General features: G+C 36.5%; 19 protein-coding genes. 9 read left to right on the top strand and 10 right to left on the bottom strand.

Features of this window, described 5'->3' with window-relative positions:
• Positions 1-4: 4 nt before the first annotated feature.
• The 3 genes from P0077_RS16960 to P0077_RS16950 form a co-directional block, all read right to left on the bottom strand.
• Positions 5-3,568 carry a SusC/RagA family TonB-linked outer membrane protein gene (locus tag P0077_RS16960; RefSeq protein WP_276166395.1) on the bottom strand — a complete coding sequence of 1,188 codons (3,564 nt, stop codon included), beginning with the start codon at positions 3,566-3,568 and terminating at the stop codon, positions 5-7.
• Between the two features lie 129 nt (positions 3,569-3,697).
• On the bottom strand, positions 3,698-4,822 hold the full coding sequence (locus P0077_RS16955) for a FecR family protein (RefSeq protein WP_276166394.1): 1,125 nt from the start codon (positions 4,820-4,822) through the stop codon (positions 3,698-3,700).
• Between the two features lie 127 nt (positions 4,823-4,949).
• Positions 4,950-5,519: an RNA polymerase sigma factor gene (locus P0077_RS16950; protein WP_276166393.1), complete on the bottom strand. Its 570-nt coding sequence runs from the start codon at positions 5,517-5,519 to the stop codon at positions 4,950-4,952.
• Positions 5,520-5,955: 436 nt separating this feature from the next.
• Between P0077_RS16950 and P0077_RS16945 the strand changes: the two genes are divergently transcribed.
• A complete protein-coding gene (locus P0077_RS16945) occupies positions 5,956-6,534 on the top strand; it encodes an N-acyl amino acid synthase FeeM domain-containing protein (RefSeq protein ID WP_276166392.1) in 579 nt (192 codons plus the stop codon).
• Complete coding sequence (locus P0077_RS16940) at positions 6,527-8,029, top strand: FAD-binding oxidoreductase (RefSeq protein ID WP_276166391.1); 1,503 nt, start codon at positions 6,527-6,529, stop codon at positions 8,027-8,029. Before P0077_RS16945 ends, P0077_RS16940 begins: the two co-directional genes overlap by 8 nt.
• A 127-nt stretch (positions 8,030-8,156) precedes the next feature.
• On the opposite strand, the gene P0077_RS16935 is transcribed toward P0077_RS16940, so the two are convergent.
• From P0077_RS16935 to P0077_RS16925, 3 genes are all read right to left on the bottom strand, one after another.
• On the bottom strand, positions 8,157-9,686 hold the full coding sequence (locus P0077_RS16935; RefSeq protein ID WP_432422790.1) for a sulfatase family protein: 1,530 nt from the start codon (positions 9,684-9,686) through the stop codon (positions 8,157-8,159).
• A gap of 427 nt (positions 9,687-10,113) precedes the next feature.
• A complete protein-coding gene (locus P0077_RS16930; protein ID WP_276166390.1) occupies positions 10,114-13,698 on the bottom strand; it encodes a BamA/TamA family outer membrane protein in 3,585 nt (1,194 codons plus the stop codon).
• A gap of 150 nt (positions 13,699-13,848) precedes the next feature.
• Positions 13,849-14,214 carry a hypothetical protein gene (locus P0077_RS16925; protein WP_276166389.1) on the bottom strand — a complete coding sequence of 122 codons (366 nt, stop codon included), beginning with the start codon at positions 14,212-14,214 and terminating at the stop codon, positions 13,849-13,851.
• Positions 14,215-14,425: 211 nt separating this feature from the next.
• Between P0077_RS16925 and P0077_RS16920 the strand changes: the two genes are divergently transcribed.
• The 5 genes from P0077_RS16920 to P0077_RS16900 all read left to right on the top strand — a co-directional run bounded on the left by P0077_RS16920 (position 14,426) and on the right by P0077_RS16900 (position 17,734).
• Positions 14,426-14,902, top strand: coding sequence for a hypothetical protein (locus tag P0077_RS16920; RefSeq protein WP_276166388.1), 477 nt, complete (start codon positions 14,426-14,428; stop codon positions 14,900-14,902).
• A gap of 188 nt (positions 14,903-15,090) precedes the next feature.
• Positions 15,091-15,579, top strand: a complete 489-nt coding sequence (locus P0077_RS16915; protein WP_276166387.1) for an MgtC/SapB family protein — start codon at positions 15,091-15,093, stop codon at positions 15,577-15,579.
• Between the two features lie 23 nt (positions 15,580-15,602).
• Positions 15,603-16,205 carry a hypothetical protein gene (locus tag P0077_RS16910; RefSeq protein WP_276166386.1) on the top strand — a complete coding sequence of 201 codons (603 nt, stop codon included), beginning with the start codon at positions 15,603-15,605 and terminating at the stop codon, positions 16,203-16,205.
• The gene (locus tag P0077_RS16905) at positions 16,186-16,872 is read left to right on the top strand and encodes a DUF2490 domain-containing protein (RefSeq protein WP_276166385.1); all 687 of its coding nucleotides are present in this window, start codon (positions 16,186-16,188) and stop codon (positions 16,870-16,872) included. Before P0077_RS16910 ends, P0077_RS16905 begins: the two co-directional genes overlap by 20 nt.
• A 187-nt stretch (positions 16,873-17,059) precedes the next feature.
• Positions 17,060-17,734, top strand: coding sequence for a ferredoxin reductase domain-containing protein (locus tag P0077_RS16900; RefSeq protein WP_276166384.1), 675 nt, complete (start codon positions 17,060-17,062; stop codon positions 17,732-17,734).
• Between the two features lie 103 nt (positions 17,735-17,837).
• On the opposite strand, the gene P0077_RS20985 is transcribed toward P0077_RS16900, so the two are convergent.
• Together P0077_RS20985 and P0077_RS16895 are read right to left on the bottom strand one after the other, a co-directional pair.
• Entirely contained in the window at positions 17,838-18,155 is a 318-nt protein-coding gene (locus P0077_RS20985) for a four-helix bundle copper-binding protein (protein WP_489980870.1), read from the bottom strand.
• A gap of 63 nt (positions 18,156-18,218) precedes the next feature.
• Positions 18,219-18,776 (bottom strand): type 1 glutamine amidotransferase domain-containing protein, encoded by a 558-nt coding sequence (locus P0077_RS16895; protein ID WP_276166383.1) that lies wholly within the window; start codon positions 18,774-18,776, stop codon positions 18,219-18,221.
• A 211-nt stretch (positions 18,777-18,987) separates the two neighbouring features.
• Between P0077_RS16895 and P0077_RS16890 the strand changes: the two genes are divergently transcribed.
• Positions 18,988-19,131: a hypothetical protein gene (locus tag P0077_RS16890; protein WP_276166382.1), complete on the top strand. Its 144-nt coding sequence runs from the start codon at positions 18,988-18,990 to the stop codon at positions 19,129-19,131.
• A 75-nt stretch (positions 19,132-19,206) separates the two neighbouring features.
• On the top strand, positions 19,207-19,803 hold the full coding sequence (locus P0077_RS16885; RefSeq protein WP_276166381.1) for a hypothetical protein: 597 nt from the start codon (positions 19,207-19,209) through the stop codon (positions 19,801-19,803).
• Between the two features lies 1 nt (position 19,804).
• On the opposite strand, the gene P0077_RS16880 is transcribed toward P0077_RS16885, so the two are convergent.
• A complete protein-coding gene (locus P0077_RS16880; RefSeq protein ID WP_276166380.1) occupies positions 19,805-20,053 on the bottom strand; it encodes a hypothetical protein in 249 nt (82 codons plus the stop codon).
• A 13-nt stretch (positions 20,054-20,066) separates the two neighbouring features.
• Positions 20,067-20,756, bottom strand: coding sequence for a photosystem reaction center subunit H (locus P0077_RS16875; RefSeq protein ID WP_276166379.1), 690 nt, complete (start codon positions 20,754-20,756; stop codon positions 20,067-20,069).
• Positions 20,757-20,895: the final 139 nt, after the last annotated feature.

The raw sequence follows: 20,895 nt of genomic DNA, 5'->3' as shown, positions 1-20,895 counted from the left end.
TTTTTTAGAAACCAACATTAAGTTTAAATCCGATTGGAGCTGTCCACGGGGCTAAATTCCATTTTTCATGCCCTTGATCACCACCATCGTAAGCTAACTCAGGATCAATACCGATACCTGCTGCGGTCCATAACATTATGTTTTTGGAATAAAGGGATAGTGAAACATTATTTGCCGATATCATTTGAGCAACCTTTTTAGGAAAATCATAGGTAAATGTGATATCTCTAAGTTTCACAAAGGAAGCATCGTACATAAATGCATAACCGGTACGCCAGAAACTTCCGCTAGATTCAACCACACGATAAGCATCGAACATCTGGGTACCTTCTGCACCAAAATTTTCTGTGTACGTACCATCACCATTATCAATCACGCCCGGAAAAAATGCACCGTTATAATTACCATTGTAATCAAAACCGCCAAGTTCTTGAGTTCTACCACCAACCCAAACATCATTATCTCGGTAAACAGGATTGTTCTTAATTTCTTCCGCCAATGCATCTCTGTCCCCTCCAAAAGAATTAGCATCCAATATCCCGGAAAATGTGCTAGAACTTACGCCATTTTGCCAATCTTCTATTTTACCGGATCGGGCCATACGTTTCATAGACTCTGAGAAAAACTCACCTCCCTGACGCCAATCAAAACTTGCAGAAACCGTAAAATTCTTATACTTGAACGATGTGGTCATCCCCAACGTAAAGTCGTTGTTGAAGTTGCCTACTTTTATTTGGTTCTCTTTTGTACGGTCTACCACCCATCTACCATTAGCATCTAAGAGATTCCACCCCGCGTATGGACCGTCTTCTACTTTTTGAATGTACGGAGAATACAAATCACCTATTTCTCCCCCTACTCTAGTAAAAGACCCCATGTCCGTACCTCCTCCAAAGGATATTCTGTCTATACCATCAACCAACTCTACTAATTTGCTCTTTTGTGTAGTGAAATTGAAATCCATATTCCACTCTACATCCTTTGTGCGAATAGGAACAATTTGCATACCCAATTCTACACCGTAATTCTCAACATTACCGGCATTAATGGTGGTACTGGTATAACCGGAAAGTGGCGTAGCATCTACATTAAGAATTTGATTTTTGTTTTGATTCTTATAGTAAGTACCATCAAAGCCCAACCTACCTTCAAAAAACTTTAAGTCCGTACCAAATTCATAAGATGTAGCTATTTCTGGTTTTAAGTTGGTATTTGGCATACTACTAGGAAGCGAGTACGTATAATCATCGCCCCAATACCCCTGGGAAAGTATGGGATGAATAGCATAGGGCGAAGTATCTTTACCTACTTCTGCCCAACCAGACCTAAGTTTTACAAGAGTTACCCAGCTAGGCATATCTAACGCCTCTGAAACCAAAAAACTTCCTGAAACAGAAGGATAGAAATAAGAACGATTTTCTTTTGGCAAAGTACTGGACCAATCGTTACGAGCCGTTACATCTAAAAACGCAATATCCTTGTAACTTAATGACAGTAGTCCATAAGCACTATATATTGCTTTTTCCGAAACGGAACTAGCGTATAATAAACCAGCTCTGGCTACATTTGATAAGGTGAACAATCCAGGTAAAACCAAGTTATCACCACCAGCATCAAGGCTTTCTCCTTTAGACTTTAAAATATTCCCCCCTACAGAAGTAGAAAGATGAAAATCTCCTAATTGTTTGGTATAGGAGAAAAGAGCTTCAAAATTCGCTTCACGTGTTAACCCTGTGCTTATGTAATATGAACCAAAAGGCTGTGTATCACCAAAACCTTGATAAGACCACGGACGTAGAATTTCTTCTTTGTTGTTTACACTGCTATACGATGCTCGCCCCATAGCGCTAAATTCGGGTGTTATCTGCCAATCTAATTTGATGTTCCCAAAGCCACGAATCTTGTCGAACCTATTCTGACGTTCACTGCTAAACCACCACGGGTTGTTATAACCTTCCGTTACGTTTCGTTGTTGCACGTTATTCTCTACCCACAAATCTCCTTTTAAGTCATTAATGTTAATGTGAGGAGCAATATTGTAAACATCAAAATACTCGTCATTTCCCCCGATAAGGTTAGAAGGGTAATTATCCGAATAAGAGTTTGATAAATTGATGTTCACAGACACATTAAAATTATCGGTAACCTTATAGGTCGTACCCAAATTCATACCGATTCTTTGCAGCTCAGCTTCGGGAGTTATCCCTTCTCCTTTTAAATGGGAAATACCCAATCTAAAATTTCCCTTGTCATATGAACCGGAAATTGTTGCATCATTAATTGTGGTGAGTCCTGTTTGAAAATAATCTTGCAAACTATTGTCATAAAACTGTAATGGAACAGCCTCTCCGTTACTATTATATTGTACTGCAGCCGTACCTTCTTCCGCTCCATACCAATGTTGCCATGTAGCTTCATTGAACTGACCCTTTTGACCATTGGTAAACCTGTTTTGCAAATCGATATATTTATAGGGGGAACTCAAGGTCATTGTAGAGTTAAGGCTCACACCGATTCCCTTTTTACCTTCACCTGATTTTGTTGTAATGAGAATTACTCCGTTTCCTGCACGAGACCCATACAAGGCCGCAGCGCTCGCCCCCTTAAGGACACTTATGGTCTCAATGTCCATAGAACTGATATCTCCCATAACACTTGCATCACCCACGGGTGCACCATCGATAACAACCAAAGGCTGATCATTTCCCGTCAATGAAGTTTTACCACGAATAGTAACATACGTTTCCGCAAAAACATCATTACCGGAACGACGCACATCCAACCCTGATACTTTTCCTGAAAGGCCACCAAGGGCATTCTCTTGCGGCACAAGGTTCAACCTTTCCGTATCTGTTTCGCCCACTGAATAACCAAGTGCCTTTTTATCTCTCTTCATACCTAATGCGGTAACAACTACCTCATCTAATTCTCCTGCATTGGGCTTAAGTGAAACTCGAATATCGGAGCTGTTGACAAGAACAACTTCTTGGGTCTTGTACCCTAAATAAGATACCTCTAGCGTGGCATTGGTATTTGCAACCTGAATTATAAAATTGCCATCAAAGTCTGTTGTGGTTCCGTTCGTTGTTCCTTTTTCAACAATACTTGCGCCTGGCAAAGGGTTTTCTGCTTCATCTAAAACCAAACCTCGAACCTCATATTGAACGGAACTTGTTCCCGAACTACTTTGGGTTTTATCTCCAATTTTTCTTGCGGTTAAATGAATCTGTTTGTCTTTCTCTACAATAGTGTAGGACGTATTGGTGTTGTTGAAAACAAATTTCAACACTTCAGAAATAGGTTTTCCATTCACATTTATAGATACATTTCTACCTAAATTGACATTCTTAACTCGATAAATAAAACGAAATTCAGATTGACTTTCGATTTCATCTATTAATTGCAGTAAAGGAACATCTTGCAAATTGAGCGTAATCTTAGTTCTCTGAGCCAAGGAATCGCTCGCTTGTAATGTAAAAAAGACCAATAGAAACAATAAACTCAGTTTCATTTTTAGATTTTTCAAATAGGTTTTGGGCCTTCTTTCTAGTTTAAGAAGATTTTTCATATTTTTGTTTTGCTAATAGTGGTTATATTTTTAGTAATCACGATTTTACAATCGGGAAATGCGGGAACATTTTCCGATTTTTTTTACTCTTTTTTTCTCACATACATCTATTTTTTAATTCTCATATAGTTAGTTTATAAGTACTCGGTCCCCTTCAATTTGATAATCAATTCCGTGGTATTCTTTTAAAGTCTCCAACACTTTCTTTATGGGTACGGCATCAAATCTGGCACTGAATTTTTCCTTTGCCAATTGATCGTTTGTATTTGTGATGACCACGTTATAGTGTCTTTCTAGTTTTTTCAGTATATTTTCAAAAGGCATATCCCTAAAAACCAACTCGCCCTGCATCCAAGAAGTATAAATGGAGGTTATCACAGGGGTAGTAGAAATTTGAGAATTTTGGTTATCAAAACTTCCTTTATATCCCGGTTCTAAAACAACAGGCTTCGATGGAGTTTTCTTATCTGCCGCATAAAGACCAACGGCACCTTCTACAAGTACAACTTCTGTAACTTGGTCTTCGTGATAGGCTTGTACATTAAATTTGGTGCCTAAGACCTGAACATCCAGATTACGCGCATTTGCTATAAATGGATGGGCGGAGTCTTTGGCAACTTCAAAGAAAGTCTCTCCTGTTATATAAACTTTTCGGTCTTGCCCCTTTAGGAATTGAACGGGGTATTTTAATGACGACCCGGCATTAAGATGAGCGATTGTTCCATCAGATAATTGAATCTGGAATTTTTTACCGTAGGGAACATATAAGGTGTTGTATATTAATTCCTGAATCGCCTCAGACTCTTCATATACCAATTCATTTCCCTTTTGCTGACCAACAATATTTCCTTCCCTATCATAAACATTTGTGGTGCTATCTTCTTTGATAATCTTGGTTGAACCATCTTGTAATTGCAAAGTGATAACATCACTTTTGTCCATCCGGTCATTTTGCACAACAGTTCTTTGATAGTAAATGGTAACCGCTGCTATAATACCTACAACCATTGCGGCCGTACGCCAAACAAACTGAAAAGAAAATTTAGATGTGGCCGTCTTATTTTGTTCGACGGTATCGGTTATTCGTTTTAATAACCGTATACGTGCCTGTTCTTTATCGGAAAGGTTCCAGGCACCCTCAAAATTTTTTACTTGAGTATCTTCACAGAATTCATACAGTAGTTTTTCCTCTTTAGAAGAACATTCTCCTTTTTCAAACTTATTTAATAAAATAAAGAATTCATCTTTTGTCATGCCATGGGCCTTTGAATACCAAGACACATAACCTGACCACTTTTCACACGACAAAATTCGAAAAACGACCTATTTAATGATTAGATAACAATTCAGATACAAGCTGCTAACCTAAGCAGGAATTCTTTTAGAAAAGGAAAGTCAAGAATAAGGCCGTACCTAGCTCTTTGCGCAAATGTTTTAGCGCCAAACTGATTTGGTTTTCGACAGTTCGTTGTGAAATATTAAAATGATTGGCTATTTCTGCAGAAGAATAATCTTGAAATTTACTCATGTAAAATATGGCCCTGCACCTTGCCGGCAACTTTTTGGCCGCAGTCTCAATAGCTAATACGGTAGCGGTCTTATTAAATTCCTGTTCTATTTCAGGCTCCAGTCTTAGCTTATCCACAATAAATTCATCCAAGGCTGAAAATTTGTCGTCTCTAATTTTTAGAAGAGCTCTATTTCTAACCCCATTGTATAAGTAGCCCTTTAAATTGGTTATTTCCAATTTTTCTCTTCTTATCCAGATTTGAGTAAAAACTTCATGTAGAACATCCTCAGTTAGCCACGCGTCATTAAGTATATTGTGAACATACGCGTAAAGACCTTCCCAATATTTGTGATATACCTGACGAAAAGCCAATTGATTGCCTTTACCGATCAAAATTAAAAGATGTGCTTCTGATAAATCCTTGATGTTGTCAGTATTCAAGCTGAAGAATTTTGAACAAAAAAAATGAAAGTATTTGAATAGATACTAGAGTTAGAGGTTAAGGAAATATTATGTTTAGTTTTTTGAGAACGAAAATTGGACATGACCGTATCCAGACCATTTTAAGTATTGTCCTATAAAACAAATGGTAGTCCATTTGGAGAGTTAAAAAGTCCTAAACATATTCTAACTGGAGAAACTTCTTGTGAATACACGATTGTTTAATTAGGAAACAGATAAGTTTTTGCTCATCTATTTCCTTTTTTTACTGGTATAGATAAGGCCGAAAAAACAACGTTAAGGATACGTTTTATTTGTGTAGTTTTTCTGTCAACTTGTGTAATGAATATAATTATTTTTCATATTCCCTTTCTTTATTTAGATTAACATATACATACGTATTCTGCTACATTTTTAATTTAAAAATAACTAGTAAATGGAATTTAAAATAGTTTTAACGGAAGATGAATATAAATCTACCGATAATCTTATTCACAAAGCATACCATCAAAAAAAACTAATAGACAATGGTGACTATACACATATAAATAGATTAAAAAAAGCTAGTGCTATTAGAGCCTACGGCAAGAAAGAGATCGAACCGATCATAACTTGTTCGGCGATATTCAGTTCTAAAAAAGAAGAGCTACCCAGTTCGGATATCTATGCCACGGAAATATTAGAATTACTGAATACTAAAAAATATGTTGCCGAAGTTTGCCTGTTGGCCGATTGCCGAAAAATCCCCAGATTTCACGACCTATTGAATATACTTTCACTACTCTCTGCGGAGGGTATGAAAAAAGGTGTTACGGATGTAATCCTTTCCGTAAACCCAAAATCATGTAGTTTCTATGAAGTATTTTTTAATTGCAAAAAACTGGGGAGCGAAAAAAGATATGAGAAACTTTCTGAAGCTCCCGCTCAATTAATGTATTTAAATTTAGCACAAATCGATTCAGAAAACTTCCCTAAGTTATTTAGAAAAACTGTCTATAAGTATTATAATGAATAAAGTCACGATTAAGAGATGTCTAGACAATCTGTCTTCAAGCAAGAAGATTGTTTATCCAGTAAACGTATCCGAAATAAAAGAGGTAATCGAATATTGTAATTTGAATTCTTACAGTTTTTATCCTGTCTCATCCGGGAATAACTGGGGCTATGGAAGTAGTTTTCCGCCTAATGAAAACACTCCAATCGTAATGAATCTGTCAAATATGCCCAACGTTATCAAGTTTGATGCAGATGAGGGTTTATTGACTTTTGGACCAGGATTGACACAAGGAAAACTTCATGAATTTCTAACCGCTAACTCCTACAAGTTCATGGTACCGGTTACCGGAGCAGGTCCGGAAGCCAATATTATGGGTAATGCACTAGAAAGGGGGTTCGGGATAACTCCAGTTCATGACCATGTAGAGTCCGTTCGTTCTTTAAAAGCCATTTTACCAGATGGTAGCAACTATGAATCTACCTTTTCTCAGTTAGGTCTGTCAAATCTGGATAAACACCACAAATGGGGAGTTGGTCCTAATTTCGATTATATTTTTTTTCAATCGAATTTTGGGGTGGTGTACGAAATGACCATAAAACTAGAGCGTACTCCTGATAATATTATGATGTTTACGCTATCGGTTTCAGAAGATGCTAGCCACGCTTGCCTATTAAAGCTAAAAGAAATTAAAGAGACCTATAAAAACTTTATTTCAGGCATCAACCTAATGAACACGCGAAGGATGTTAGCCATGAAAAGTAACTACCTTGCAGAAGAGAACGGCTACTGTTCAGAAGACAAAATAGGAGAATTAAAGAAAATACATAAATTGGAAGAGTGGACCGTTATGGGTGCTATATACGGATCTAAAGGAATCCAATCTACCATTAGGAAAGAAATGAAAAAAGCGTTAAAAGGCATTGGAACCAAAAAACGTTTTATTTCTTCTAACAACATCATATTAAAAAACAACTCCTTAGGTAAACTTTTTATTGATGCGGAAGACCTAAAAAAAATAAATGAAGGGTTCTCCATTTTAAAAGGAAAGCCTTCTAAATATCCCCTCAACTTAATTTATTCCTTGTCTAGCATCCCTGATGCAAACAAAAACCACAATCCGTTAAAGGATAATATAGGTATTATATGGTTTGCCCCTGTTATACCGTATAAAGTGAAGGTTTTAAATGATTATATGACTGGTATTTACAACATATTCAAAGAATTTAACCTTGAGCCTATGGTTACCTTGACCATTCAGAATGAAAATATAATCGCTTCAACCATTCCCATATTGTTTGACAAGACAACCACTAACGGAATTGACAACGCCCATAATTTGTACAGAGCATTATTGGATTTTTGTTTAGACCTTGGTATCTACCCATATAGAATACCAACTGTTTTTCAAAGTGAATATGTGAGTAAAATAAATTGGGAAGATAGTATAGCCTATAAATTGAAAAACAAACTTGACCCCAATAATATATTGGCTCCAAATCGATATTCAAAATAGGTGGTTCCAACAAATGAATAAACCGTGTCTATCACTACTAATCGAATTTAGGGTGAGATATAATTATTCACCTCTTCCCCATAAAACGTTGAATGTTATGGGGAAGAGATAAACTTATATTTACAAATTAATTCCAATATTCATTAACTACCTTTTCTATCTGTGGATATTTAGAGTCGTCTTCTTTTACCTCACTTCTTAATTCCTTCAATCTAGTTTTTAAATCTGAAATAACAGTGGCGTATTTTTCATCTCCATATCGATTATCCATTTCCTCTGGGTCATTTTTAAGATCATAAAACTCCCAAGCCACAGGCGTAATAAAATCAGACATAGATTCCGGATTGTGCGCCCATTCTTGTTTACTTGTATCCCTATCCGTATCATAATCCCTACCGTAGAAAAAAATCAGCTTATAATCCTTGGTTCTAATCCCAAAATGGGCAGGATTATTATGTTTGTGCGCCATATGCATCCAGTAGCGGTAGTAGGTATCTTGTTTCCAACCTTCAGGTTCTTTTTGGGTTTCTAAAATGGATTTAAAACTTGATCCTTGCATATAATCCGGAACTTCACCACCAGCCATTTCAATCATAGTTGGAGCAAAATCTGTATTATTCACCATCGCATTGGTGCGTGAACCAGCTTCTATGGTTTTTGGGTAACGTACTAAAAATGGCATACGTTGTGACTCCTCATACATCCATCTCTTATCAATATAATCATGTTCCCCTAGCATAAATCCCTGATCGCCCGTATAAATGATAATGGTATTATCCATTATTCCTTCAGCTTCTAGATAGTCGAAAATACGTTTTACGTTATCATCCACGCCTTTTACACATCGTAGATATCGCTTAAGATACTCTTGATACGCCATTTTTTTATACTCAGGATCGGGAATATCAGGGTCTATTTCCATATGCATACCCATGTTTCGGATTACATTTCTATGACCAATAGACGATCCGATCGTATCCATCAATTCATTATTCTTTCCCCTTGTTGCTATTGAACCGTTATTTCCATTATACCACATATTGGCTGGTTCAGGAATTTCTACATCCTCTAAATAGTCTTTATAACGTGGTGCAAATTCAAAAAAATCATGAGGTGCCTTAAATTGGTGCATCAACAAAAAGGGTTTTGACTTATCGCGTTTGTTTTTCAACCAGTCTAGAGAAATATCCGTAATAACATCCGATGAATGTCCGTCATACGTTGTAGCATTCACTTCACGAACCAAGTCTTCTTCAAAACGAATTTCTTTCTTTTCTCCTCCTTCGTTACTATAAAGCGTAGGATTATGATAATCTCCTTGACCAGGAAGCACATTATAATAATCAAATGCTTCCGGGGCATGTTTTAAATGCCATTTTCCAATCATTGCAGTTTCATATCCTTGCTTCTTGATTTCTATTGGTAAATACTGATTTTCAGGAGCTAGTCTACCACTCAAGTCCACTACTCCATTAACTTGTCCAAATTGACCCGTCATGATGCTAGCCCGTGATGGGGTACAAATGGAATTAGTTACAAAAGCGTTTTCTAATAAAATACCTTCCTTGGCCAAGCGATCAATAGTAGGAGTTGGGTTTAAACGTGCCAATCTACCACCATAAGCCCCTATAGCTTGTGAAGTATGGTCATCTGACATTATAAAAAGGATGTTTGGTTTTGTTATTTTTGATTCTGTTTGAGCATAAGAAAATGTTACGACAGCAAATAGAAAATAAGTAAATAGGTTTTTAATAGTGTTCTGTTTCAAGGGTATTAAATTTGATTAAATTTAAGGATTGTAATTTATAAAAAAGCTGCCAATTTTTGATTTAAAAAATGACAGCTTTTTATTGTCAAACCTGTTGAATTACAGTTATTCTAATTGTTTACTAAAGGATTGGAGTCTACTAACGATAATGGGATTTTTACTTAGTTTTTGAATACGAAAAACAAAAAGGACAGTATCCATAATTTTTACCCTCTAAGGTTAAACTGGACGTACGAATGAACAAAAACCAACAGACCTGTAGGAAGCAGCTTTAATCTTTAGAAAATCGAAAAAATTAATTAGCAACTTTTCAATTCTAAAAATTAAACCCCACACTGAATATGAATCTATTTCCATCTCCTCCGTGATAGAAACCTAGATTTCCTGTTAATGCACTAAAACCGGATATCCATATAGAGCCTCCGTAGTCATTGTGCCATTGGGAAGAATTATCATTATCCGTCCAAACGCGGCCATAATCAAAACCGGCACTTACTCCCATTTGAATAGGTATGAAATTAGTTTTAAATCTAGTAATTCCTACTCTTAAATCTGTACTTTGATAAAAGGCGGATTTCCCATTAAACCTTTCATTTCTGTACCCTCGCAAACTTTGGTTTCCGCCCAAAACGGCACCATTATAAAACTCATAGTTATCTCCTATAATCGCTTCTCCCGCTATTTTAGTTGCAATTACGGCAATACCGCTTGGATGCAATGGGTAGGTTAATGACAACGACGGTTTTACATACCCAAAGTTATTATCGTAGCCATTTATGTTCGATTTATAACCCGCTACCACCTCTGCATCCATAGCCCGATTAGGAAATGCGGGGTCATTTTGATTGTGGTAATTGTAACCTACTTCTGCTGTAGTGTATAATTGTTGTTCATAAACGTCATCATCGGCAGTAAATGATTGTCCTACAAAACGGTCATCGTCATTAGATACATCAAAAGATTCCAATGCAGCTCTTAAGTAGTATTTACTTCCCGCACTTTTATGTACCAGATAAGGAGAGAATTTCCATTGTCTAATACGTACGCGGTTGTAATCAAAGTCTAAGTCATTGTCATATTGAGAATCATTGCCTGCTCCAAAATAGTTCATGGTAAAATTGGGGCTAGCGTATCGAACATCAAAACCAAGGTTCCAATTGTGAAAAACGTGCCCAAATTCGGCATTATAATCTATTGCGAAACCGTTAGTAGCAAAAAAATACTCCGCTCCTATGGTGTGCTGTGATTTAAACGGATTGTTAGCTAAACCGTATGTAGTAAAACGGTCTTTTAGCCCAATCCTAAAACCTGTATCCCCATCATATCCTAAACTTGGAAATATGATATTTTCATGATACTTCCTTTTTTGATAGTCATAAGTATTGACATCATAGGAATCTGTGAGCCATTTTTTGGACTTTGGGTTTACTATGGTATTATTCTTGCTTTTATAATCATATAACTTTACCTTTTTAGTGGATTTAAAATCATAGGTGTCGTTTTTCTTGCCTCCTATTATTTTAAGGTCTATAAGCTTATTTCCCTCTCCCGTAACAGTAAAGGTATCGTTCCCGTCTAGCCCATACACCCAAATTTCCTTGGTTTGTTTAGAATTATAGCTATTATTAAAAACTATACTATCTTTTGAAATGGAAATGTTGGTTGCCCCATTTGGTTCTCTAGTTATCAAGAAATCATCATCCTTTTCCGTTCCAATTACGACTTCAAAATTATTTAAGTAATCATAATACGATTGGGCGATAGCCTGTAAACCATCACGTCTTGACCGAAGATTCTTTTTAATTTCATTGATACTACTGTCCTGCGCCGCTTCTGGTAGAGAATTAAAAGCAATGTCTATTTCTTCATCTGATAAGTTTTCCTGAATAAAATCTACTTGCTTTTTCCAATCATCCCAATTTGCTGTTTTTATAAAAGCCTTATCCAACGGATAGCCAGAGAGATTAAACCATTTAACATTTTTTATATCCGCATCAAAACTTTCCATTTTACGAAGCAAGGGGAAAGAATATTTTAGCATGGCAATAATAGGTCCGTCGTATTTGGGAAAAGCCTGGTCCCAGTCCCTCGGTATGGCTTCATACCTTTTTTTACCATCTTCGGTTTTAAACTGCGCCCATCGCCATTGGTCTTGATGACGGTCCCAATTACCAACTAGCATATCAAACAATCGTGCACGGATAAAGCTTGGTTCATCTACGTAGGAATCCTTAGACTCCATCAACTCTAAACGTAAATCCGTTGTACTTAAAATGTCATCTGGTTTTCCAAATGTTTCAAAGCTTTTGTTTTCATCTCCCACATGTTCCTCCAACATAAAAAGGGCGTTCCCATAATCTTCATTATAAATACCTAAAGCTTCTTGCTTGGGTACATAATATATATTTGGATTTGCATGGAGCACCTCCAAGGTTTCGGACAGTTCATTCATAGCAAATTGTGCGTAAGGATGTGCAGTGGTATAAAAATCCATCATATAACGCTCGGCCACGGTGTTTCTAAGGTAATCTTCCACATAGTGATTATCTATAGCATTGGTCTGCAGAAAGCGTAAAGCACTTTTACGCAATGCCCTTAAAGTATATTCATGTTCATTATCATCTATTAACCTTAGTGATCTAGATTGTGTACCACCACCCTCAGAAATTGGCCGTACATTACCCGGCAACTCATCTAATTCTAATACCGGAGCCTCTATTTCTTTGCTATAAAGGTTTCTATAATGGTCTCCCCAAACCCATTTATAAAATCCGCTTTTATCTGTTTCTTCCTTGGTGTATATTGAGGCTTTTTCTGTGGGCCCGTATGTTTTTTGGGGATACGAAATATCGTCTATAGAAAGTCGGTCTCTTTTAATTATCTGGGTGTAAGTAACTCTTGAATTACCACTCTTTATTTCTATAAAATCTACTTCTGAGCTACCATCTTTAAACACCTTTAATTTTGCATATCCATTGTTTCCAGATTCAAAATGTTCATCTTTGGGCGCTCTTGCTTTTTCTGTTTTACCCACGGCTCCACTAATAATCTGCGGAATACCATCATCTTCTAAATATTGTAGGTTACGGTCTTTTCCCGATACGAATATCACATCCTCAAACTGACTGGCAATAGTCTCCATTCTACCGCGGAAAAGTCTATTCTGTTTATTTTGATATGATTCCGGTTGAAACCCGCCCATCTTATCTATTACAGAAATCTTACTATTGCTCATAACCGGCTGGTAGACCGCAACAATAACCGTTTTACCTTGACTATCCTTTAAATCATCTTTAAACTCCGCCAAAAACTGGTCTCTTGTTTTATGCTCACACTTTTCATTGATGTACGGATGCTCGTCCCAATCTTCTAAAAACCACTGAGAATCTACCATCTCCAAAACTACATCGTCATTAATAGTTTCCCGCTCAACAGGACAACCATCATTAGGCCAGAATTTAGCCTTACTATTATCCTGTAAAAACGATTCTAAATCATCTATACTTTGTGGAGCTCCCGTTAGCCATTCGTTCTTTCCTGGTGTTAAAATTACATTGCCGTTAAATTCATCCCATAATTGCATTAAAGGCTTTAAGTATTTCTTTGCCTTATCTTGTTTTTCTTCTTTTGAAGGAAATCCTTCCTTGTTTATAACATTGCCCAATAACAGCAATGTAGCATCCGTATCATTTTTAGAAGCCGAATTGATTTCGTCCAATATTACTTTTGCTTCTTCAAAAGAGACATTTCCAACATTTGAGGTTATATAGAACGAATGGGATACTTCCTTATCGGAATTAGAATCTTGCGGCTCTGATACTTGTGAAAGCAGAGTTGTACAATAGAAAAGAAATGATAATGTTAAAGCTAGTGAACGCATGTATTTGTGTTTGTCTGTCATGTAGCGGTTTGAACGACACGGATGGCTTAAAATGGTCGAATAAATTCTAATAGTCGAAAAGAAAAATTTGATGTTTAAATCACAACAAAAATCCGAATCATGAGCAATTCGGATTTCAATTATAATATCTCTCTTATTTGATTTTAATTTCTAATTTTTTATTGAATTCCAGTTTAAAATTTCGTGCTGAATTTCTTGTGGGGTACGTTGATGTTTTTCGGCCAAGCGGTCGATCAAAGCACTAAAACTTCCATCTTCATAATTGGTGTTCACATCTTCCAAACCTGGATAATGAGAAAGATACTCATCGCGCACAGCGTGCCACTCTTCTTCTAAGTGAGGTTCTAGTTCACTAGATTTTACGCCACCGTTATCAACAGGTTTTACAAAATCATTAGGCTTTTCTTCCGAACTGTTCTCTGGATAATCTGCATCCATACCTCGGTTTTGCTGCACATCATTCTGTAAGCCTCCGTGATTTCTCTTATTATCTCTATGCTTGTTTTCCGTTATCATATCGTCTTCTTTTTATCTAACACTTATAGTGGTGTAAAGGTACAGATGCACCGCTTACCTATTTAACTCAATAGGTAATTTATGTGACCATAAAAATAAATCCACATCATTTATGTTCCGAGTTAATTTTCTTTTTGATAGCATCTTTTGGCGCATAAATTTTACTATACATTCATACATAAGAATAAGAATTAAACTAAAAGTAAAAATTATGAAAAAACACATATTAACAGCAGCAGTTTTAGCATTTGCGTTAACTGCCTGCACCGGAACAAAAAAAGCAACTATGAATAAGACGGATGATGAAATGACCGCACAACAAACGAGCAGACCAACAGTTTCATCCATAGAAAATTCTTCAACGGAAATAGATAATGTCTCCGGTGGCGTTGCTGCCAAGACCAATGGCTCAACAGGGGCTATGAACAATGTTCAAGCAACTAGCACTGGTAATAGTAGTTACAATAGTGCTATGATGAGCAGTAGTATTTACGAAGAAATAGGTATGACCGAAGACCAAATCACCGCTTATGAAGCTGCCATGGAAAACTTTGAAAATAAAAAACGTAATGCGCCTAATGGTGAGATGTTAGGTAGTATAGAGAGTGAACGTACAAGGCAAATGAAAAGCATTCTTTCTGAAGACCAGTTTGAAACGTATCAAAATTGGGAATCAGAAAACCAATAATATATTTTTAATAGCAATGTAAAATTGACAAGGCCCATAACAGCAGTTTGCGGCCTTGTCTTTTCTTCCCTAGCTCTTCTGAAGACCAAGATTATTGTTTCAGCAGGCCACAATAATCCAATTGTACAAATAGTATAGGCCACTTGTAATTCATAACACCAATTTTAAACAAACTAATATAATATCTGATGATTTTGTTAGCAAGGGTCAACCACTTGTTAGTGAGGGTTCAAAAAGACTTTTCAGAAATAGGAATCGAACCTGACTGGACCTTTCACTCCGAGTTTCTATTCAAAATTTTACTTGCCATTCTAGCTGGTTTCTTTATAGGCGTAGAAAGGGAGTATAAGGGGAAAGATGCAGGGTTAAAGACCAACATGCTGGTTTCGGCAGGATCTTGTGCTTACGTGATTTTATCCTTACAATTTTTAGGAAGCGAATTCACAGATGTAACCCGTGTCTTAAGCCAGGTTGTTACTGGTATAGGTTTTTTGGGTGCAGGTGTAATTTTGAAAAGAGAAGACACCATTCAAGGCCTAACAACAGCCGCTACGGTCTGGTGCAGTGCTGCTGCCGGTTGTATTGCCGCACTATACATGGTTACCAACTTAATGCTATTTACAGCAGCGGTCGTTGCTGTAAACATAGTATTCGGTCTACTAGACAAAAAAATATAACAAGAGCCTAGAAAGTCAAAAAAATGTATTCATACCGTCGTAATCCGTCCATTTATTTATTTTTCCTAATCGTTGTTCTTCCCTACATCTCTGTTGTGGCACAAACTAAAAACGAAAAAGAATATAGAATCTCAAAAGAAAATTTCCCAGAAGCAGCATTATCGCAACTAGAAAACAAACTGAGCTCTGCAAAAAGAATACGATACTTTAAAGAATACGATAACACTCAAATAGGCTATGAGGTAAAATTTAAACTTAAGAAAGTATACCACAGCGTGGAATTTGATTCTATAGGACAGCTTGAAGACATAGAAACCTACATAGAAGAAAAAGATATACCCGAGCCCATTTTACAAAAGGTCAATAACTATTTGGACGAAGAATTTAACACCTACAGAATCATAAAAATACAACGCCAATATACACTGGAAATAACTAACGCTCCAGAAACATTGTTCCAACATGCTTTTAACAAGGATAAGAATATTGGCGAGAATTATGAGATAGTTATTGCAGGCAGGAATCAAGGTGATTTTGAAAATTTTGAGCTGTTATTCTCTCCGGAAGGTACCTTAATCAATAAACGAAAATTCACATCTATTGGATATGACCACATACTCTATTAAATCGTTATTATTCGTTTTTTCACTTTTGGCCTCTTCATTTAAATTACAGGGCCAAGAAACTTTCATGGGGTATTGGGAGCCAGAAATAGGTATCTCTTATAAGGTAGCCCCCTTATATTCACATAAATTTTCCATAGAAAAAAGAACACTTTGGTATGAGGAAAACACCGTTTTTGATGTGGAACAAATTGATGTTTCGCATTTCTCAAACTATAAGTTGCTAGACAATCAAAGTATTGCTCTTGGGCTCATGTACCGCTTCGAATCGGTTTTCTCTGACGAGCGCGATGAGTTTCGGTTAACGGAACAGTACAACCTTACCACCACCCACATTAATTATAGGTTAGGGCATCGTTTTAGGGCAGAGCAACAATTTTCAGGTACTCCCGTAAATCACAGATTTCGATATCGATTAACTATAGATTTTCCTCTTCAGGGAACAAGGCTAGATGTTGGGGAAATATTCTTCACTTCTTCCATTGAAAACTTACTGACCGTAGCTAAAACCCAAATGCCAGAATACGATCAGCGTTACACCATATCCCTAGGATTATTACTGAACAAAAAATTGACCTTTACTAACGGTTTGGAATATCGATTGGAAAATTATACAAATCAGGCAGCTCATAGTTTGTTTTTGCTCAGCTCGCTTAATATAGACTTGTAGAATCATTGTGATTTACTATTTCGAGTCAATACTTCCAAAGGAGCTAAAATTCTTGAGTCAAAAAATATAGGTATACCGATCGTCTATCCGTTTTTCATTCAATACCTTTTCATCCAGTTATTCAAAGTCAACACTACTCCCCTATTTCCAATTCCAAGAATAAATCAATTTACAAAATAGAGCAAAAATGGAAAAACATATAGTTAAAATCAAATCAATAAAATTCATTAATTATAACGTCTTAGAAATAGAGACGGAAAGACCTGAAGGTTATGATTTTAAGCCTGGTCAAGCAACAGAAATGTCTATAAATACGGAACAGTGGAAAGAAGAGACAAGTCCGTTTACCTTTACAAGTCTACCCCAAGACGATTTCCTAGAATTCACAATAAAAGTGTACCCAGACCATAACGGAATGACCGAACAACTCTCTAGGCTAAAAGAAGGCGATAAACTTATTTTAAGGGATGTTTTTGGAGCTATTCAATACCAAGGAAAGGGAACGTTTTTAGCGGGAGGTGCCGGTGTAACACCGTTTATTTCTATTTTACGGTCTCTGGAAATGCAAAACGACCTTGAAAAAAATGCCTTGATATTTGCCAACAAAGAGGAGAAAGACATTTTTCTTCGCGATGAATTCGAAAACTTATTGGGACGAAAATACGTGAATGTGCTATCCGAAGAAAACATAGCCAAATACGCTCACGGTCATATTGATGAAAATTTTATGAGATCTACAATTTCTGATTACTCACAGTATTTCTATGTTTGTGGACCTCCTGAAATGACGGATAAGGTGGTTGAGGACCTGAAGAAATTAGGTGCCGCAGATGATAGAATTATAATTGAAGATTACAATTGATTTTTCTACTTTAGATATTTCATCTCAGTGATTCAACATCCATAAAACTATAAAATTCACCTATTTTAAAAAACCGCCACTACAAAGTGGCGGTTTTATTATGTTAAGCAGCAAGTTTACGACACTCTTCCGCGCATACCAAACATGAGGCTGCACATACTTTACAGTGTCCATGTTCGTGTTGCTGACATTGTTCAGCACACCACTCACAGATTTCGGCACATATTCTTGCATAATCTTTCGTAAACCGGCTATCGGCTACCATAGACTTAATGCATATTAAACAAGCATCTACACACTCTAAACAGCACTTTGGACAATCATTGGTACTTTCCATTCCTGCCATTTGCACAAGGCAATTCTGGCAATCTATCAAACACTGCTGACAGGCTTTTATACAACTTTCATAATTAGATATCATCTTCTATATTTTTAAGGTTCTTTATTAATTGAGCGTAAATAATAATACGCTCCTTAATGCGTATTAAGCATTTTGTTTCTCGTGTTTACCTTCTTTAACTTCCTCAATAAGTTTGTTGCAAAAAGCAGGTAAATCATCAGGGTTTCTACTGGTTACCAATCCATTATCTACAACTACAGGCTCATCTACCCATTTTCCTCCAGCATTAATAACATCTTCTTTTATACTTTTGTAGGAGGTAACTTTTCTTCCATCAATTACGCCTGCATTTATAAGAAGCCATGGTGCATGACAAATAGCCGCTACAGGTTTACTTCTCTCAAAAAATGCTTTTATAAAATTGAGAGCTACGGTATGAGTTCTTAACGTATCAGGATTCATGACTCCTCCTGGCAGAACCAGAGCATCATAATCGTGTACGGGAGCAGAATCAACATTTCTATCGACTTTTATGCTCTTGCCCCAATCGGTCTTATCCCAGCCTTTGATTTCGCCTTCTTTTATTGAGATAATTTCTACAGTTGCTCCTTCAATTTTTAGCGCCTCTAGGGGAGCAAAAAGTTCTGATTGCTCAAAGCCATCGGTAGCCAAAATCGCTACTTTTTTATCTTTTAATTTCATGATATTGGGTTTTAGGTGAATATTTTACTTGAAAATAAAGAAATGCTTTAGCCAAGCTTACCCCTAAAAAAATCAACGTTAATGATATCACGTATATGGCTCACGGCAACAAAACCAAAGTGGTGAATTGGGTCAACATATTGTTTTAACGAATCAATGCCAATTAGTTTTATGAAGTATTTTAAATATCTGAATTATAAAAAATAAGGATATGGCTAATACAAGTGATAAACGAAAATTTAAAAGAAAAAAAGAACAAGTTAACCCTACTAACCCAACAGGAAACGTTAATCAAGAAACCAATGAATTCAACATTGAAGAGGATACGATTCGTGATCAGCAAAACAAGGGTTAACCAATAACAATTTGAATAAATTTAGCTCGAAAGGTTCCCAGGTGGAGCCTTTCGTTTATGTAAAATCACTGGATTATGTATAGAACAAAAGAAATAAGATGGTTTTTTGACAATGACAATCAACATATTAGAGAATGGTTTAAGCAACAGAATTTAAATTTTGATTGTAGCGAGGAGAGACGTGATCTTTACTTGAATACAGAGAGCAAGAGCTTTAACATTAAACTTAGGGACAATAGAATAGAAATTAAACAACGGGAATCGTGCCCTGTTGGCCGCACCAACCTTTATACTGCATTTGGTTATTCTGAAAAATGGATGAAATGGAGTTTTTCTTTACAAGACGCCCAGGCCGAATATGGCATATTATCGGGCCTTGAAAATAATGAATGGGTAGATGTAACAAAAAATAGGCTAACCGTAAATGTTGTTGATGTTAATGGAAAGTTGGAAATTAGACAGACCACTGAGGGCGAAGAATCTGGCTGCCAAATTGAATATAGCAAGGTAACCGTTAAAAATAAAATCAGCTATACTTTCGGTTTTGAGTGGTTTGGCAAAGAAAAAGTTTTTCTTGACAACGCCTTATTAAGTGCTATTCTTGGTGATTCAAAGCTAACCCTGAACCAGTCTATGGGATACGCCGAATTTTTAAAAAGAAAAGAATTATAGTTTACCAATTCTCAATTTCGGAGCGAATTTCTGGAACGGTCTTATGTGTTACTTCACTTATTTTTTCCAATACCCTTTCAAAACCGCCAGTTTCAAAATACAAATCCCCCAACTCTACATTGGGGTGTTCTTTTAAATATTCCTCTTGAATGTCGTTCCACTTATCGCGTAGGCTTTCATAGTTATGTTTTCTGGATTGAGGATCTTTCCAGTCAACATTACTCTCTCGGTTTATATTTTCTTCATCCATAATATTGCACTATTTATTTTTTTCGAAATCTGGAATCGTCAAACTCCTTTCTTCCATAGAAAAACTCATCTTCTTCTAAATTTCCCTCGCCATCTATTGTTTCGTTCTGCGCATTAAACCAGTCGACTTCATTTTTCTCTGAAGACACAATGGTTGCATCGTTATCAGTAATGGGCTCCGTAAAGTTTTCTCTTCTTTCTTGCTTATAGAGTTCTGCATTTTCCATCTCACGCTCTACATTTTCTGTTTTTGGCTGATGTACAAACCTCCTGTTATACGAGTCTAAAATAGCGTTTTCATAAGAGCGGTCTATAGCGCTATTTTCCCGAATACGTTTGGTACTGGCGAAGGTGTTATGGTCAATGGTCTTTGAAAAAATGTAGTCTTCCGCCATATTAATATCTACCAGACCTATTGGAATTATAACATGGTTCTCTCCTTTTTCATTAACGAATTCTTTTAATCTCGTGTCCGTATTATCATAATAAGGGTCGTGTTCGGCATCAATAATTGTGGCATCTACCTCAATATCCAAGTACACCACCTTCTCTACCTTTTTGTTTACGAGTAGATTTTTGACACTCCCTACGTTTCTTAAGTTTGCATCCTTAACGACCCAGCCACGAATATCCGGGTAACCATCTTCAATTTTATATTCTGAAAGCTCGTTGAGATAGTATAAATGTTTTTCTTTAGTTCCCATTACACATAGTTTATTGGACACATAGCCCGGTTCATAAAATAGCAGTTGCCTTTCTACCTGTTCTTACCCCATATTACCTGCATATATAAAATACAGCACCACGGCTATAACTAGTATTAAAACCAACCAAGGCCAGATG

The sequence above is a fragment of the Zobellia alginiliquefaciens genome (genome assembly GCF_029323795.1).
Taxonomy (GTDB): domain Bacteria; phylum Bacteroidota; class Bacteroidia; order Flavobacteriales; family Flavobacteriaceae; genus Zobellia; species Zobellia alginiliquefaciens.
The sequence above is the reverse complement of the archived record's forward strand: the minus strand, read 5'-3'. Positions and strand labels throughout refer to the sequence as shown.

Coding starts and splice junctions, on each gene's coding strand:
- P0077_RS16960 (WP_276166395.1), bottom strand. CDS start 3,568: ATGAAAAATCTTCTTAAACTAGAAAGAAGGCCCAAAACCTATTTGAAA.
- P0077_RS16900 (WP_276166384.1), top strand. CDS start 17,060: ATGGAAAAACATATAGTTAAAATCAAATCAATAAAATTCATTAATTAT.
- P0077_RS16905 (WP_276166385.1), top strand. CDS start 16,186: ATGACCACATACTCTATTAAATCGTTATTATTCGTTTTTTCACTTTTG.
- P0077_RS16945 (WP_276166392.1), top strand. CDS start 5,956: ATGGAATTTAAAATAGTTTTAACGGAAGATGAATATAAATCTACCGAT.
- P0077_RS16925 (WP_276166389.1), bottom strand. CDS start 14,214: ATGATAACGGAAAACAAGCATAGAGATAATAAGAGAAATCACGGAGGC.
- P0077_RS16930 (WP_276166390.1), bottom strand. CDS start 13,698: ATGACAGACAAACACAAATACATGCGTTCACTAGCTTTAACATTATCA.
- P0077_RS16890 (WP_276166382.1), top strand. CDS start 18,988: ATGGCTAATACAAGTGATAAACGAAAATTTAAAAGAAAAAAAGAACAA.
- P0077_RS16940 (WP_276166391.1), top strand. CDS start 6,527: ATGAATAAAGTCACGATTAAGAGATGTCTAGACAATCTGTCTTCAAGC.
- P0077_RS16875 (WP_276166379.1), bottom strand. CDS start 20,756: ATGGGAACTAAAGAAAAACATTTATACTATCTCAACGAGCTTTCAGAA.
- P0077_RS16920 (WP_276166388.1), top strand. CDS start 14,426: ATGAAAAAACACATATTAACAGCAGCAGTTTTAGCATTTGCGTTAACT.
- P0077_RS16955 (WP_276166394.1), bottom strand. CDS start 4,822: ATGACAAAAGATGAATTCTTTATTTTATTAAATAAGTTTGAAAAAGGA.
- P0077_RS16880 (WP_276166380.1), bottom strand. CDS start 20,053: ATGGATGAAGAAAATATAAACCGAGAGAGTAATGTTGACTGGAAAGAT.
- P0077_RS16910 (WP_276166386.1), top strand. CDS start 15,603: ATGTATTCATACCGTCGTAATCCGTCCATTTATTTATTTTTCCTAATC.
- P0077_RS16915 (WP_276166387.1), top strand. CDS start 15,091: ATGATTTTGTTAGCAAGGGTCAACCACTTGTTAGTGAGGGTTCAAAAA.
- P0077_RS20985 (WP_489980870.1), bottom strand. CDS start 18,155: ATGATATCTAATTATGAAAGTTGTATAAAAGCCTGTCAGCAGTGTTTG.
- P0077_RS16895 (WP_276166383.1), bottom strand. CDS start 18,776: ATGAAATTAAAAGATAAAAAAGTAGCGATTTTGGCTACCGATGGCTTT.
- P0077_RS16935 (WP_432422790.1), bottom strand. CDS start 9,686: ATGTCAGATGACCATACTTCACAAGCTATAGGGGCTTATGGTGGTAGA.
- P0077_RS16885 (WP_276166381.1), top strand. CDS start 19,207: ATGTATAGAACAAAAGAAATAAGATGGTTTTTTGACAATGACAATCAA.